This window comes from Neobacillus sp. 114 (assembly GCF_030127045.1).
GTDB lineage: Bacteria > Bacillota > Bacilli > Bacillales > Cytobacillaceae > Neobacillus > Neobacillus rhizophilus.
The window spans coordinates 4,146,130-4,159,337 of the sequence record NZ_CP126144.1; the positions used below are offsets into that span (position 1 = coordinate 4,146,130).

General features: G+C 39.7%; 15 protein-coding genes, 1 other RNA gene and 1 riboswitch. Of the genes, 6 read left to right on the top strand and 10 right to left on the bottom strand.

Features of this window, described 5'->3' with window-relative positions:
- Window positions 1-4: 4 nt before the first annotated feature.
- Window positions 5-389, top strand: an RNA gene (gene rnpB, locus QNN06_RS20090) — RNase P RNA component class B.
- Window positions 390-460: 71 nt separating this feature from the next.
- On the opposite strand, the gene QNN06_RS20095 is transcribed toward rnpB, so the two are convergent.
- On the bottom strand, window positions 461-640 hold the full coding sequence (locus QNN06_RS20095) for a hypothetical protein (RefSeq protein WP_213119068.1): 180 nt from the start codon (window positions 638-640) through the stop codon (window positions 461-463).
- A gap of 118 nt (window positions 641-758) precedes the next feature.
- Window positions 759-950 (bottom strand): type II toxin-antitoxin system Phd/YefM family antitoxin, encoded by a 192-nt coding sequence (locus QNN06_RS20100; protein WP_213119067.1) that lies wholly within the window; start codon window positions 948-950, stop codon window positions 759-761.
- A 226-nt stretch (window positions 951-1,176) separates the two neighbouring features.
- Here QNN06_RS20100 and QNN06_RS20105 point away from each other — a divergent pair, with 226 nt between their 5' ends.
- On the top strand, window positions 1,177-1,701 hold the full coding sequence (locus QNN06_RS20105) for an HD domain-containing protein (RefSeq protein ID WP_213119066.1): 525 nt from the start codon (window positions 1,177-1,179) through the stop codon (window positions 1,699-1,701).
- 80 nt (window positions 1,702-1,781) lie between these two features.
- Here QNN06_RS20105 and QNN06_RS20110 read toward each other — a convergent pair whose 3' ends face one another.
- Genes QNN06_RS20110 through QNN06_RS20125 form a run of 4 tightly spaced genes read right to left on the bottom strand, consistent with a single transcriptional unit; the run spans window position 1,782 to window position 4,378 of the window.
- Window positions 1,782-2,801 (bottom strand): thiazole biosynthesis adenylyltransferase ThiF, encoded by a 1,020-nt coding sequence (locus QNN06_RS20110; RefSeq protein WP_213119065.1) that lies wholly within the window; start codon window positions 2,799-2,801, stop codon window positions 1,782-1,784.
- Window positions 2,798-3,565 carry a thiazole synthase gene (locus QNN06_RS20115; RefSeq protein WP_213119064.1) on the bottom strand — a complete coding sequence of 256 codons (768 nt, stop codon included), beginning with the start codon at window positions 3,563-3,565 and terminating at the stop codon, window positions 2,798-2,800. Before QNN06_RS20115 ends, QNN06_RS20110 begins: the two co-directional genes overlap by 4 nt.
- A gap of 1 nt (window position 3,566) precedes the next feature.
- Window positions 3,567-3,770, bottom strand: a complete 204-nt coding sequence (thiS, locus tag QNN06_RS20120; protein ID WP_213119063.1) for a sulfur carrier protein ThiS — start codon at window positions 3,768-3,770, stop codon at window positions 3,567-3,569.
- Window positions 3,771-3,781: 11 nt separating this feature from the next.
- Window positions 3,782-4,378, bottom strand: a complete 597-nt coding sequence (locus QNN06_RS20125; RefSeq protein ID WP_261363817.1) for a thiamine phosphate synthase — start codon at window positions 4,376-4,378, stop codon at window positions 3,782-3,784.
- Window positions 4,379-4,528: 150 nt separating this feature from the next.
- Window positions 4,529-4,638: riboswitch (TPP riboswitch) on the bottom strand.
- A 215-nt stretch (window positions 4,639-4,853) separates the two neighbouring features.
- Between QNN06_RS20125 and QNN06_RS20130 the strand changes: the two genes are divergently transcribed.
- On the top strand, window positions 4,854-5,960 hold the full coding sequence (locus QNN06_RS20130) for a histidine kinase N-terminal domain-containing protein (protein WP_284035844.1): 1,107 nt from the start codon (window positions 4,854-4,856) through the stop codon (window positions 5,958-5,960).
- Between the two features lie 262 nt (window positions 5,961-6,222).
- Here QNN06_RS20130 and QNN06_RS20135 read toward each other — a convergent pair whose 3' ends face one another.
- Together QNN06_RS20135 and QNN06_RS31255 are read right to left on the bottom strand one after the other, a co-directional pair.
- Window positions 6,223-7,614, bottom strand: a complete 1,392-nt coding sequence (locus QNN06_RS20135) for an IS1182 family transposase (RefSeq protein ID WP_284035845.1) — start codon at window positions 7,612-7,614, stop codon at window positions 6,223-6,225.
- A 336-nt stretch (window positions 7,615-7,950) separates the two neighbouring features.
- A complete protein-coding gene (locus QNN06_RS31255) occupies window positions 7,951-8,118 on the bottom strand; it encodes a zinc-binding dehydrogenase (RefSeq protein ID WP_213119060.1) in 168 nt (55 codons plus the stop codon).
- A 192-nt stretch (window positions 8,119-8,310) separates the two neighbouring features.
- Here QNN06_RS31255 and QNN06_RS20140 point away from each other — a divergent pair, with 192 nt between their 5' ends.
- From QNN06_RS20140 to QNN06_RS20150, 3 genes are all read left to right on the top strand, one after another.
- A complete protein-coding gene (locus QNN06_RS20140) occupies window positions 8,311-8,613 on the top strand; it encodes a hypothetical protein (protein ID WP_213119059.1) in 303 nt (100 codons plus the stop codon).
- Between the two features lie 256 nt (window positions 8,614-8,869).
- The gene (locus QNN06_RS20145; RefSeq protein WP_213119058.1) at window positions 8,870-9,910 is read left to right on the top strand and encodes a tripartite tricarboxylate transporter substrate binding protein; all 1,041 of its coding nucleotides are present in this window, start codon (window positions 8,870-8,872) and stop codon (window positions 9,908-9,910) included.
- A gap of 93 nt (window positions 9,911-10,003) precedes the next feature.
- The gene (locus QNN06_RS20150) at window positions 10,004-10,789 is read left to right on the top strand and encodes a class I SAM-dependent methyltransferase (protein WP_213119057.1); all 786 of its coding nucleotides are present in this window, start codon (window positions 10,004-10,006) and stop codon (window positions 10,787-10,789) included.
- 84 nt (window positions 10,790-10,873) lie between these two features.
- Here the strand turns inward: QNN06_RS20150 and QNN06_RS20155 are convergent, their stop codons facing one another.
- The gene (locus tag QNN06_RS20155) at window positions 10,874-11,578 is read right to left on the bottom strand and encodes a response regulator (RefSeq protein WP_213119056.1); all 705 of its coding nucleotides are present in this window, start codon (window positions 11,576-11,578) and stop codon (window positions 10,874-10,876) included.
- Complete coding sequence (locus tag QNN06_RS20160; RefSeq protein ID WP_249366776.1) at window positions 11,571-13,187, bottom strand: ATP-binding protein; 1,617 nt, start codon at window positions 13,185-13,187, stop codon at window positions 11,571-11,573. The genes QNN06_RS20155 and QNN06_RS20160 overlap by 8 nt, the downstream gene beginning before the upstream one ends.
- Window positions 13,188-13,208: the final 21 nt, after the last annotated feature.

The following is a 13,208-nucleotide window of genomic DNA, read 5'->3' on the forward strand; positions in this document are numbered from 1 at the left end:
ATGGAATGGTGAGTAGTCGCGGTTCCTTTATAGGAGCTGAGGAAAGTCCAGGCTCGCACAGTGCTGAGATGCCTGTAGTGTTCGTGCCATCTGCAAGGGTGGGCAGCCAATCTTGATATTGGCTGACGGCGGTGAAATCATGCTAAGTCTCTAAGGATATGCTGAGAATAGCCTGAAAGTGCCACAGTGACGATGCTTTTCTGGAAACGGAAAAGGTGGAACGGGTAAACCCCACGAGCGAGCAACCCAAATTTTGGTCGGGGCACCATCCCGCGGGAAATGAACCTAACGGATGGATCAACCAATCGTTGATAGATAGATGACTACTGCTTCCTGTACGAGGCTTGACGCTGTTTGCAGTACGGAAGTACAAAACCTGGCTTACAGCCATTTCATGTGCAAATTTTAATAAGTTCTCTTAACAGGTAAAACTTGTGTTTTACCTGTTTTTATTTTTGGTTTATAAAACAGTCACTGACCCGCGGCTCCTTATTTCAAGTGGATCTTGTGCATCAACCGGTTGATTGACTTCGACCATTGGTGCCTTTGAATCTGCATCCGTTATGTCTTTGACGGGACTCATTTCTGCGGGTGTCCCCATATCATTCATCGCTTCAGGAAATTTGTTTTCTTTTTCCACTACTATCACCTCCACACTCTTATTATTCCGTTTTACCGTCCAAAAAATGAACCTGGAATAAAATTGATTGAGGGATATTTTAGAAAATGAAATCAAAAAATAAAAGGAGGAGTAAAAATTACTCCCCTTCTGCTACAACGATATTATACCCTTGTTGTTTCGGACCATTTTCGTATTCTTCGGCCGAAATTATGTAATATGTTTCGCCATCGTTATTCGTAATCACGACTTCACTAGGACTTTTATCTACCTTGGCATCCATAAGTTGATCGTATGGAGGACCTAGTAGTTCGGTTAAGTTGTTACTCAAGTAAGACACCTCCTATTGGAGTGATTCTAACAGAATTTTATGAAAAATAAAAGGAAAAATCACCAACTATGTTGAACCCTTTGCTTTAAAAAACCCTCCTTCTCTAAAATCCCCTTATATTCCATAACCTTTCATAATATATTTCTGTCAAATCAAGAACTTTTTCTAACAAAACAACATTAATTGTTTTATAATACAAAATAACAATTTTAAGTAGGTGATTAAAATGAGAGAGGTAACATTAATTCAAATTTTCAATCATCATATTGCAAAAAAATATTTAAGCCGGTCTGGAATTGTACATGCTATTGCTTGTGCCTATCATGCCTTTAAGTTGGCAAAAGAACGCGGCGTTTCTGTTGACCTGGCGACGAAAGCGGCATTGCTGCACGATATGGGGCATTACACTTGGTATCGCAATGGAAAATGGGATTATGATTTATATAAACAGAATGATATACATGCGATTAAGGGAGCGGAAAGAGCCCATAAATTGTTGATCCGGTTGGGAGAAAATCCGATTATAGCCAAAGAAATCGCACTGGCAGTTTTATTCCATACGGATTCTTATATGCCGGAAGGTTTTATCAACCGGACCCCGTTACAAGAAATCGTCAAATTAGCCGATGAGATGGATGAGGAAGAAGGCGGAATGCATCATTATCGAAAAATGGATCGAGATAGAGCCATAAAAATGATTGAGCGGTTAGACGAAATGGTTGAGGAGGAATTGAAAAGCAGTGAGTTATAAAATAGAGAAAGGCGATGCTTTCCGAAAACATCGCCCTTCTTGATAAAGTTTTTCTTTAAATAGGTTCGCTTCACTACCATTTACCCCAAATATTTATGGTACAACGCTTTAGCTTCCGAAATATCCTTAGTTCCGTGAACTAATGCCCTTCCATCTTTAAAAATCACTAGTCGATGAGCATTCTCAGAATAGGATAGAAGGTACGGGTTTCTCTGTACAGCTCCAGTTTGTTTCGCCAATATTTTTTCTAACGCTTCCAGGTCGCGCACCATTGGAACGGAGGGACGTATTTGAACCGAATCCCTTCCACAAAGTACTGCCGTTTTTGTTTGATTTTCAAAGGATAAATAAGGGTACGAGCGCTGAGGTCCGCAAGAAGGACAATCCTTCTTCTTCAATTTGTCTACTTGAATGGCACTATATTGGTTTTTCCATAAATCAAAGGAAACAAGTTTGTTTCTTAATGAATCCATATCCCCAACCAAGATTTTCAATGCTTCACTTATTTGAAAGGAGACAACCATGTTTACGGCTGGACTAATTATTCCTGCCGTGTCACAGGTTAACCCTCCCAGAGGAACTGTTTCAAGCAAACAAGAAAGGCAAGGCGTTTTTCCAGGAATGATCGTGTAGGAAATGCCGTAGCTTCCTACACAAGCACCGTAAATCCAGGGAACTCCGACTTTTTGCGAGACATCATTTATTATCATTCTTGTTTCAAAATTATCCGTTGCATCCATCACCAGATCTGCTTCTTTTGCCCAGTCTTCAAGCTCTAGGGCTGAAGCATCTGCAATGATGGCCTCAATGTTCACAGAAGAGTTTATCGCTATTAACCGATTTTTGGCCGCGATCGCTTTTGGAATTCTATTTTTCGCATGTTCCTCTGTAAATAACTGCTGCCGCTGTATATTGGACCACTCGACATAATCACGATCCACAATGGTGAGTTTGCCAATCCCAGCACGGACAAGTGCTTCAGCACTTGCAGATCCAAGTGCTCCAACTCCAATGATGAGTACATGTTTATTGGAAATTTGCTGCTGACCATCTTTTCCTATTGGAGAAAACAACTCTTGCCTAGAGTATCGATTATTCACCTGATACTCATTCCTTCCTTAGGGCTGCTGGCTGTCGCATATCTCTTTTTCTCGATTCTGCCCGCTTCATAACCCAGCCTTCCCGCTTCAATCGCCAATTTCATCGCTTTTGCCATTTTAACCGGATCCTTTGCAGCTGAAACCGCAGTATTTAACAGCACCGCATCAGCTCCTAATTCCATTGCATAAGCAGAATCAGCAGGCGATCCGATACCAGCATCGACAATGACAGGAACTACGGCTTGTTCAATAATAAACTGGAGGTTTACCGGATTGATAATCCCTTGACCAGAACCAATTGGCGACGCCCCTGGCATGACAGCATGACAGCCTGCTTCTTGAAGTTTCCGGGCTAGCACCACATCGTCCGATGTATAAGGGAGTACAATAAAGCCTTCCTTCACCAATTCTTCGGTGGCCTTTAGCGTTTCAATCGGGTCAGGAAGTAACGTTTTATCACAGCCGATCACTTCCACTTTAATCATGTCGCATAAGCCTGAAGCTTTCGCTAACTTAGCGATTCGGACAGCCTCTGCAGCTGTTTTCGCTCCTGCTGTATTCGGCAGCAGCGTATATTTATTGGTTTCTAGCTGCTCCAAAAAATTCGGCTGGCTGGCTTCAAAAATATTCATCCGTCTAACTGCAAATGTAAGGATTTCTGCTTCGGACACTTCGACCGCTTGCTTTTGGATGTCGAAGCTTGGATACTTCCCCGTTCCCAGCAACAAACGAGAGTGAAAGGATAATGGACCAATTTTTAACATATCAACCGCCTCCAACAAAATGAACTATTTCAATTCGGTCTTTATCTGCTAATCTAGTACTTTGGTGTTCTAACTTGGATAATATTCCACCATTTACTTCTACTACCACAACCTTATCGTGGATTTTATAATGCTTGAGAACATCTGAGACAAATATGATATTGTCTGGTATTTGGGTCCACTCGCCATTTAAGGTTACCTTCATGTTCTTACCTCCTATACCGAAAAATTTTTCAATACTTTGATATAATCTTTAACGGCTAAAATGGGGTCACGCGCTTCTAATACACCAGACATGACAGCAATCCCGTTTGCCCCCGCCTTGATTACCTGCCCAGTATTCTCTGGTGTTATTCCGCCAATGGCAATCACCGGAATATCCAGTTGAGTGAGCCTTGTCAATTCCCCAAGCCCATTTGGGGGCTTGCCCGGTTTTGATTGGGAGGGAAAAACATGCCCGTATAGGAGGTAGTCAGCACCCTTCTCCTTTGCATTTTGTCCTTCCTCGTAGGAGTGAATCGAGGTCCCGACCCTAAGTTGAGGAAAATGTTCTTTTACACAGTCTGAATCTAAACTATGATAGGCTAATTGAACTCCAAGGGCCATTGCCACGATTGCAACATCTACCCGATCGTTAATCACGATTTTTGCTGGAGGGACGTTTACATTTGTTAAAAGTTCGACTGCTTGAAAAAGTTCCTTTGCTGATTTTTGTTTTTCCCGCAAGTGTAGCGCAGTTACAAATGGATGAATATCCTTTGCTATTTCAGCCAACTGGTCGACCGACATTTTGCCATTGGATATAAGATGCAACTCTTTTTCTTTTAGACTAGTAAAAATACAAGTCCCCCCCCTTTGAGTGGATTTCGCTGGTCTAAGGAAACGCAAAACAGGCAAACCAAAAAGCCACTTCCTTTTGTAAGAAAGTGGCCGAAATTTAGAAATAAAAATTTTGCTCTCCAAAAATCCCGTTGTCCACTTCCCTACGCTGGCATTAACCAGATCAGGTTCATAGAGTCCCGAAGTCACACTTCAATCTCAGCCTTTTCAAAAAGGCACCTCTAGCGGATTTGATTCATATTCATTTGAACATATTACCTTATATGGATTTATGTTAACACATTAATCAGAAAAGTCAAACATTTCAAGTTGAAATATTTACTCGTACGTTCATCAAATTGCTTCGAATTTTTTCTCATGTACACCCTATTTTGAGACACGAGAACCGTCCCCATGCATCAAACTTTTATGCTATAATCACTTTAATATAGTGGAAAGCAGGCTGTATATGGATAAAAAAGTAGGCCAATTTCTAATTGAGAATGAACAAAAGTTTATACATTTTTGGGAAGAGCAAATTATTGTCCATCATTACCGGGATAATCCAGAGCTAATATTACAGAACGGTCATTTAATGTACCATCTCATAACAAATTCTATGTTAAATGGATTCTCGGAAGAAGATGTTAAGTTATTGGCGCACAAAGTAGCCCGGGAACGGGTCAAGGGCAATATCAATATTGGGGAGTTTGTTTATAATGTTAATCTGGGTAGGAGTATTATTATTAAATACTTAAACCTTTCCGGACTCATGCCCGAAGATCTTCAGGCAATTATTAACTTGGTCAATAAACAGTTCGATTTATTCTGTTATTTTGCTGTTTCTAAGTACACCGAAATCAAAGATAAGAAACTTCAAGAACAAAATTTATTTATTTCCCAAACACATAAGGACCGACTGGCGATTCTTGGCCAAATGTCTTCGAGCTTTGTCCATGAATTTCGCAACCCGCTTACTTCCGTTATGGGCTTTATAAAACTATTAAAACACGAGCATCCCACTCTACCGTATTTAGATGTCGTCAGCCAAGAATTAGATCAACTTAAGTTCAGAATTACTCAGTTCCTTCATACATCAAAACTGAACATGCTGGCAGAAAGCCAGAATGAAGACATTACCATCCATTTATTAATAGAAGAAGTGCTTGAATTCCTATATCCAAGCATCGTCGATGGTAATGTCCAAATTCATACTAATATTGATGCTGATATTTGTATTACTGGCGATAGGAATGAGTTAAAACAAGTTTTTCTAAACCTGCTAATAAATGCAGTTGACGCTGTGTGTGAAGAAGAAAATCTGCGAAAAATTGATATCCAAACAAATATAGATGATCACCAAATCAAAATTCGTATTTCTAATAATGGCCCCACTATCGATCCTGAGGCAGTACAATTAATTTTCGAACCATTCTTCACTACTAAGAAACTAGGCACCGGTATCGGCTTATTCGTTTGTAAGAATATTGTTGAGAAACATCACGGTGAAATAGAATGTATATCAGATAATCACTTAACTACCTTTCAACTTACATTTCCTATTAAACAGAATTAGAATTCAAAGCACCGCAAAGCGGTGCACAGATTGTCGAGAAAGTATATTTTTCTCGGCAATTTTTTATTTTATCAGAATCCGAAATTCATTTTTATGAAAAATTGTCCCTGCTAATGGGCCTGTTGATTTCCGCTCCAGGTGCTTCGCTTTCCGCGGGCGGTTCGGGGAGCCTCCTCGGCGCGTTCCGCTCCTGTGGGGTCTCCCCTGTCCCGTACTCCCGCAGGAGTCTGCGCACCTTCCGCTCCAATCAACAGGGAGATTATCAACCTAAAGAATTGCAACACACTTTTTCCAGTCTGAATAAGTGTGTTACAATCTTTTTCATGTTCTGGCAAGCTGCAGTAAGAAGGGTCTGCTCACTTGCTTTTTTTATCCCCCGTAACCGGCAATAGCGAAGCCCGTGCAGCTCTTTTGAGTCTGCGAAGCTTCGCTCAATTTTTTCCTTTCTAAATTTATAAAGCTCTTTTCCTGATTTAGATAAGCGATTTATTCTTACCTTCTCTTTGTGCTCCTCCCATACATGTCGGGTGACAACTTTCACTTTATTTTTTGATCGGGTGCATTGGGATAAAAACGGACAGCTTTCACATTTCTTTGAATCTGATTTGTATTCTCTATAGCCCTCTCGGGTTGTTGTCTTGTAGGGTAATTCTTGATTATTAGGACAAATATAAAGATCCCGTTCTTTGTCATATGTAAATTTCCATTTAAGGAATAAGCCGGTAGTAGGATGGAATCTACTATGGGCAATAACACCAAATATATTACTATCCGAAAGTCCCTTACAAATAGGATTAGTGAGATAGCCTGAATCTAAAGCAACAGCTTCAACCATAAAACCAAACCGTTGGACCTGACGGTCCAATCGATTCAGGTAAGGAACGGAATCATGAACATTACCGGGAGTGACATAGACATCAGTAATGATATTGAACTTCATGTCTGTAGTCCGATGATCAAGATAACAGAACATTTCCTGCTTATTTTCACGGGACATAAAACCACATTCAGGATCTGTTGTGCTTACCCGAATTTCTTTTGTCTCTTTCACTTCCTCTTTTTCCTTTAACGGCTTTTTTCCATGATTAATTCTATCCTCTTCTATAGCTTTATTAAGATCCTCAAGATATTCGCGAGTTTCAACTTCTACCTCTTCCTTTGTAAACTTATGATTATTGGCGTTTGCCTTTAAATGAGTAGAATCCGTAAATAAAACTCGTCCTCCAACCATTTTGTGGTTCATTGCCTGCAGAACAATCTCATCAAATATTTCCTGAAATATATCGGTATCAATTTCCGTATTGATAACTTTGAAACGATGTTGGCGATTCCAACTGATCGTAGAATGATGTTGAACCGGATCGTGGAATTTTAAACCTAAAAACCACCAGTAGGCAATGTTCATTTTAATTTCTCTTTCTAGTTGTCTTTCAGATCGAATACCAAAAAGGTATCCAATAAACATCATTTTAAAAAGAATTAGTGGATCAGATGGGCGGCCGTTATCCTCACTATAAAATGGACGAACTTTTTCTAAAAGAAATGAAAAATCTATATATTTATCAATCAAGAGAAGAAGGTGGTTGTCTGGAACTAATTCATCGATAGAAACAAATTCGTATTCACTTTGGCTAGACTCTTTTGGCTTTAACATTGATTTCACCACTTATTTTATTATTTATTGGTTGAGTTGCAGGTCTTTTTATTAACACCTGTTGATTTGCGCGGAAGGCACGAAGACTCCTGCGGGAGTACGGGGCAGGGGGAGACCCCACAGGCGCTTGCGCCGAGGAGGCTCCCCGGCACGCCCGCGGAAAGCGAAGTGCCTGGAGCGCAAATCAACAGACATGTTGAAAAATCTATGTATTAATAATATTATAACAAATTAACGCGGTGAATTGTTAAAGAATGCGAATAAAAATAGAGGCTGCCGAGGGTTTCTCGACAGCCTGAGCACCGCAAAAGCGGTGCATTCTTTAATTAATAGTTTTCAAATTGTAATAACTACCTTACCTTGAGCATGACCTTGTTCAAAACACTTGAATGCTTCCTTAATTTCACTTAATTTGAAATTTTTATAAATAACTGTGCGATTTTTCCAGCCTCGATAATTAAGAACATCGGGAGTGCAGTACTTTGTGTACACAACTGCATTCATTACCCCACCTCAATTCCGTTATAATCATGCATATGACTTGAGTATTACGAATTAGACCAATAGTCATAATACGTGACAAATCCTTTGTCTTAATAGGTTTGCTTCTGTATACTCAAAACCATAGTAGGTATTTGTTCGAGGAACGTTTTCTGCCAGCTTTTCCTTAAATACTAAAAGCCGAGGAGTGATGATGTGATAATTCGTGTTTACGAGAAATTGGAGGCGGCCCTTCTGGATTGGGAAATGATGAAGAACGCTTTAGAGGATGAAAGCGAAGAATGTGCCGAACGGTTTGAAAGACATTTTTATGAGTTTATTGACGAATTAAAGATTTGGTATCAGCAGTTGGATCAACCACCAGCCACTATCGATGATGCAGAAAATCTTCCTGAAATCAGTGAGATGATCGAGCGTTTACCCGCACCGCTCCAACTCAACTTTTTAACAGAATTGGAGTTAATTGTTGAAGGAGAAGATCAAGTCCGCTACGATTGACCTCCAACAATCCTCACATGGATAAAGGCTTTGCTCATTTTTCCAGCAAAGCCCCATTGTTCAAAGTATTCTATTCTTCCATTCGCTTATTAAATTTATTATTTGCATTAAATTCATATTTTTCATAGGTTCCACTAGAATTCTGTGATAATTATGAAAATAATGTTATAAATGTTCACAATATGTTCACATTTTTCTCTCAGTGGTAAGATTCGTGTTGAAAGCGTCTTCAACATATTTACAAGGGGGAAAATACATGGTATCGAATACTAGATTCAGAAAATTGGGCAGCCTTTTTGCCAGCGCAGCATTGATTTTCAGCTTGGCTGCATGTAGTGGATCATCAACTTCATCAAAAGAAAGCAAGGATAACAGTAACAAAGCATATCCTGAAAAGCCAATTGTTGTTACTGCCCCTTCTGGTGCCGGCGGTGGTCTTGATACAACTGCCCGTGCTCTCTCTAAAGTTTTGCAGGAAACAGGCCTATCTAAAACAGCTTTGTCTGTTGAAAACAAACCTGGCGGAGGACAAGCCGTAGGTCTTGCTGATTTTGTCGGCCAAGATTCTAAAGATCCTTATCGACTCTATCTTCCATCTGTTCCATTGTTAATCAACAATCTTAAAAAGGAAGGAAACAGCCCTTACTCCTATAGGGACCTAACTCCATTAGCACAATTAACAAAAGACTATGGAGCGATTGTTGTCCCCGCAGATTCAAAATATAAGGACCTGAAGTCACTCTTTGAAGATTTAAAGAAAAACCCTAGCAGTCTGACATTGGCCGGCGGCTCGGCGCCTGGTTCACAGGATCATTTAGTGGCGATGCTCCCTGCTGTAAAAGCAGGTGTGGATGCGACCAAGATCAAATATGTGTCCTATGACGGAGGTGGAGAAGCAATGACCGCGTTAATCGGAGGGAACGCAGATGTTCTTGCCACTGATATTTCTGGAACGGGGGAATATCTAAAGGCCGGGAGAGTCAGAGTGCTCGGTGTCTCCTCTCCTCAGAGATTAAAAGGACTTTATGCGGATATCCCTACTTATAAGGAAGAAGGAATAGACGCTGAGTTTACGATCTGGCGCGGACTTTTCGGCCCTAAAGACATGCCTGATTATGCTGTGGACTACTGGAATAAAACATTAACTAAAATGAGCCAAACTTCTGAATGGAAACAAGTATTAGAAACCAATGGATGGGAAGATGGCTATAAGAATTCCAGTGATTTTGCTGCCTTCTTAAAGGAACAGGAAAAGTTAGTTAAAGAGATCTTAACCTCACTAAATATGGTAAAATAGATAATTATTGGGGTTTTACTTTTAAGAGAGCTCTATGTGCGGGAAAAGATCGACTATTCCCGCCTTTTCAATTTTGTTAAGGAGGAAGAACCAGTGAAGGAACAATCGGATCAGGTAAAAAAAACAGTGCAGAAACAATTTGGAACCAATGCCGATAAATATGTCACCAGCAGCACACATTCAAAAGGGGCTGACCTTTTGCTTTTACCTAAGTGGCTCGAGCTGCCTTCTGATGCGACGGTTTTAGATATTGCAACTGGAGGCGGCCATGCGGCCAAAGCACTTGCCCCTCATGGAGCATATGTATTTGCAACCGATTTAACATACGACATGCTTAATAATACTAGGTCTCATTTAGCGGATTCCGGGCCTAATATTTTCTTTGTAACTGCAGACGCAGAAGCTCTGCCCTTTTTAGACCAAACCTTTGATGCAGCAGTTTGCCGTATTGCTGCCCATCACTTCCCAAACCCGGACATCTTTGTTAGGGAGGCTGCAAGAGTATTAAAACCGGGCGGAAAGTTCGTCCTTATTGATAATGTCTCTCCTGCTGATAAGGAATTAGATGAGTTTGTGAATCATTTGGAAAAAACGAGGGATAACAGCCACGTACGAAGCTACTCCTTAAACGAATGGGAAACATGGTTTAAACAAGCGGGATTTAAAAAAATTCAAGAAAATCTCCGTAAAAAAAGGTTTGATTATAAAGAATGGGTAGTGCGGACAACTTCTTCTGAGGAGCAGGTAAAGGAAGTTGATCAGTATCTACTATCCGCTAACGACAATATTAAACATTATTTTTCTATTAAATATTCAGAGAACACTATAGATTCCTTTGAAATTGATGAATGGATGGTAATGCTTGAAAAAAGTGAATAAGTTAAAAGAACCCGATTAAGGCTTACTCTGCCTAATCGGGTTTTTTGTTAATAGATAAGTTTTGGCAAAGAAAAAATGACCAGATTACTTCCTCCTATATCTCCTTTCAGGACGCCCTATAGTCCCGTAGATGACTTCCACTTCTAATTCATTGATTGAAACCAAATACTCAAGATATCTTCTGCCAGTAGAATGGCTGGCTCCAATCATTTTTGAAAATTCTTCTGCATTGATGTTTTCATTTATTTCCCCTATTTGCTGCCTCACTTTTTTTAATGTATGTTTGTCAATGCCCTTTGGCAGTAATCCAGGTAATTCCTCCCGGGTAAAAGGCTCTTCCCGTGTTTTTTTTACCCTAAAAAAATCATTCACATCTTCCTGTTCGACAATGGTTAAATTCACTAGTTTTTCTCTAGTTTCCTTGAATTGTTCCATAGCCTCAAAAAACTTGTTTATCATAATAGGTTTAAGTATGTAACTGAATGCTCCTCCCCTGATGGCTTCACTTACAGTACCAACATCATTAGCAGCTGTAATCATAATGACGTCCACGCTTCTCAGTTTCTTTCTAATCTCCCATAATAAATCAATCCCATTTATGTCAGGTAGAAAAACATCTAGCAAAATGAGGTCGGGAGTAAAAATATTAAGCATATCAAGTGCCTGTCTCCCTGTATTTGCAATGGCAACTACTAGAAAACCTTCTGCTTTATCAGTAAATTTTTCATAGATTTTTGCAGCTGTTTCATCATCTTCTACAATCATTACTTTGATTAGCCCCTCATTCATTTATAACACCCCTCTCATAGTTGCCTTTTGGTAGAACGATGGTAAATCGAGCCCCGCCTGAATCACTAATGGAAATAAAAATCTCCCCATCCAGTTGATTTAACGCATTATTAACAATGGCTAGTCCCAAGCCGTGATTTTCTCCTTCTTTTGTCGTAAATCCTTGATTAAAAATCAGATCCTGCCATTCTTCCGGAATACCGTTGCCATTGTCTTCTATATCAAAAATGATATCGCTTCCAATATCTGTGAACGAAACTTTCACAGAAGCCCCATAAGAATGTGCCCGTACGGCTGCCTCCATGGCATTATCTATCAGATTACCAAGTATCGAAACCAATAGTTTCGTATTCAATGCAGCAGGGATACTCTCCAGGTTGCTGTCTTTATCGATTTCTAAATCAACCTTCAATTCCTTTGATCGATTTATTTTTCCGAGTAAACATGCTGCAATAAAAGGATCTTTAACCGAAGAAGTTAAGAAAACCACAATATCCTGGCGTTCTTTAACTTCGTCTGAAATAAGGTTCCTTGCCTCTTCATACTGTTCAAGGGTAATCAATCCGTAAATAGTATTTAATTTATTTAGATACTCATGATTTTGGGAACGAATATGGTCTGAAACATTTTGAACTTTAGAAACTTCATCGATAATTTCCTCTATTTCAGATACAGGGCGAATTGTTAATACCGCTCCCCGTGTTCTTTGTTTCTCTAGTATGGGGGAGGCGTCTACTAAATAGAGCTGATCGCCGAAGATTATTTTGTGATTTAAGGTATTTTGTTGTTTTTCCATTACCGATTCTATCAGCGCGTTTAAACGGCTATGCTCGATTCTCATCCCCTTCTCAAGGCGACCGTGTTTCAGCAGCTCTCTTGCCCGTTTATTGATAGAGGTTACTTCACCGTCTTTATTGACTGCAACGGTAGCATCTTTAATAGATTCTAAGGTCGCTTCTTTTTCTTCAAACAAATAGGTTATTTCTTCTGGCTCGAGGTTAAAAATTAATTTTTTTATCCTCTTTGAAATAATGACAGCCCCTGCTACCCCAACTAACAAAATAAAAATGGCAGACTGAAGTAACTTAATCCGGTAGCTATGTATTTTCCCCTCAACTTCAGAGGTTAAGAAACCAACTGACGATACGCCGATTATTTCTCCGTCCTCATTATAAATAGGGGTTTTTGCTTTGATTGCCTTTCCTGAAATGCCAGTTCCTTCGTATATAATCGAAGCGCTATTTTCAAATACTTGTTTGTTGCTGGTACCCATGGGTTTTCCAATATATTTTGTGATATGGTGAGAATACCGTATATTTTCTTTATTCCCAATTACGACATAGCCGGCACCTGTGGCTTTACGTATTTCTTCTGCAATAGGCTGGATGGTTAAAGAAGGATTCGAATCCTTAAAAGCATTGATAATTTGTCCCTTTTGAGCTGTCATCTTTGCTACCGCCATAGCCTGGTTTCCTAATGAAGTTTTAATCATATCATCAATCATAGAGGAAAAGAGGGCACTTACGGATACAATCATGATTAGAATTATAATAGAAATAAACACAATCATTTGTGTTAGGAGCCGTGGCTTTTTCAATCTTTTGCCCAATCATTTCCCCTCGCTTATATA

What these genes read in the sequence shown, in the direction of transcription:
- QNN06_RS20135 (WP_284035845.1), bottom strand. Translation starts at nt 7,614, where the DNA reads ATGTTAAAGCCAAAAGAGTCTAGCCAAAGTGAATACGAATTTGTTTCT.
- QNN06_RS20130 (WP_284035844.1), top strand. Translation starts at nt 4,854, where the DNA reads ATGGATAAAAAAGTAGGCCAATTTCTAATTGAGAATGAACAAAAGTTT.
- QNN06_RS20105 (WP_213119066.1), top strand. Translation starts at nt 1,177, where the DNA reads ATGAGAGAGGTAACATTAATTCAAATTTTCAATCATCATATTGCAAAA.
- QNN06_RS20145 (WP_213119058.1), top strand. Translation starts at nt 8,870, where the DNA reads ATGGTATCGAATACTAGATTCAGAAAATTGGGCAGCCTTTTTGCCAGC.
- QNN06_RS20155 (WP_213119056.1), bottom strand. Translation starts at nt 11,578, where the DNA reads ATGAATGAGGGGCTAATCAAAGTAATGATTGTAGAAGATGATGAAACA.
- thiS (WP_213119063.1), bottom strand. Translation starts at nt 3,770, where the DNA reads ATGAAGGTAACCTTAAATGGCGAGTGGACCCAAATACCAGACAATATC.
- QNN06_RS20115 (WP_213119064.1), bottom strand. Translation starts at nt 3,565, where the DNA reads ATGTTAAAAATTGGTCCATTATCCTTTCACTCTCGTTTGTTGCTGGGA.
- QNN06_RS31255 (WP_213119060.1), bottom strand. Translation starts at nt 8,118, where the DNA reads ATGAATGCAGTTGTGTACACAAAGTACTGCACTCCCGATGTTCTTAAT.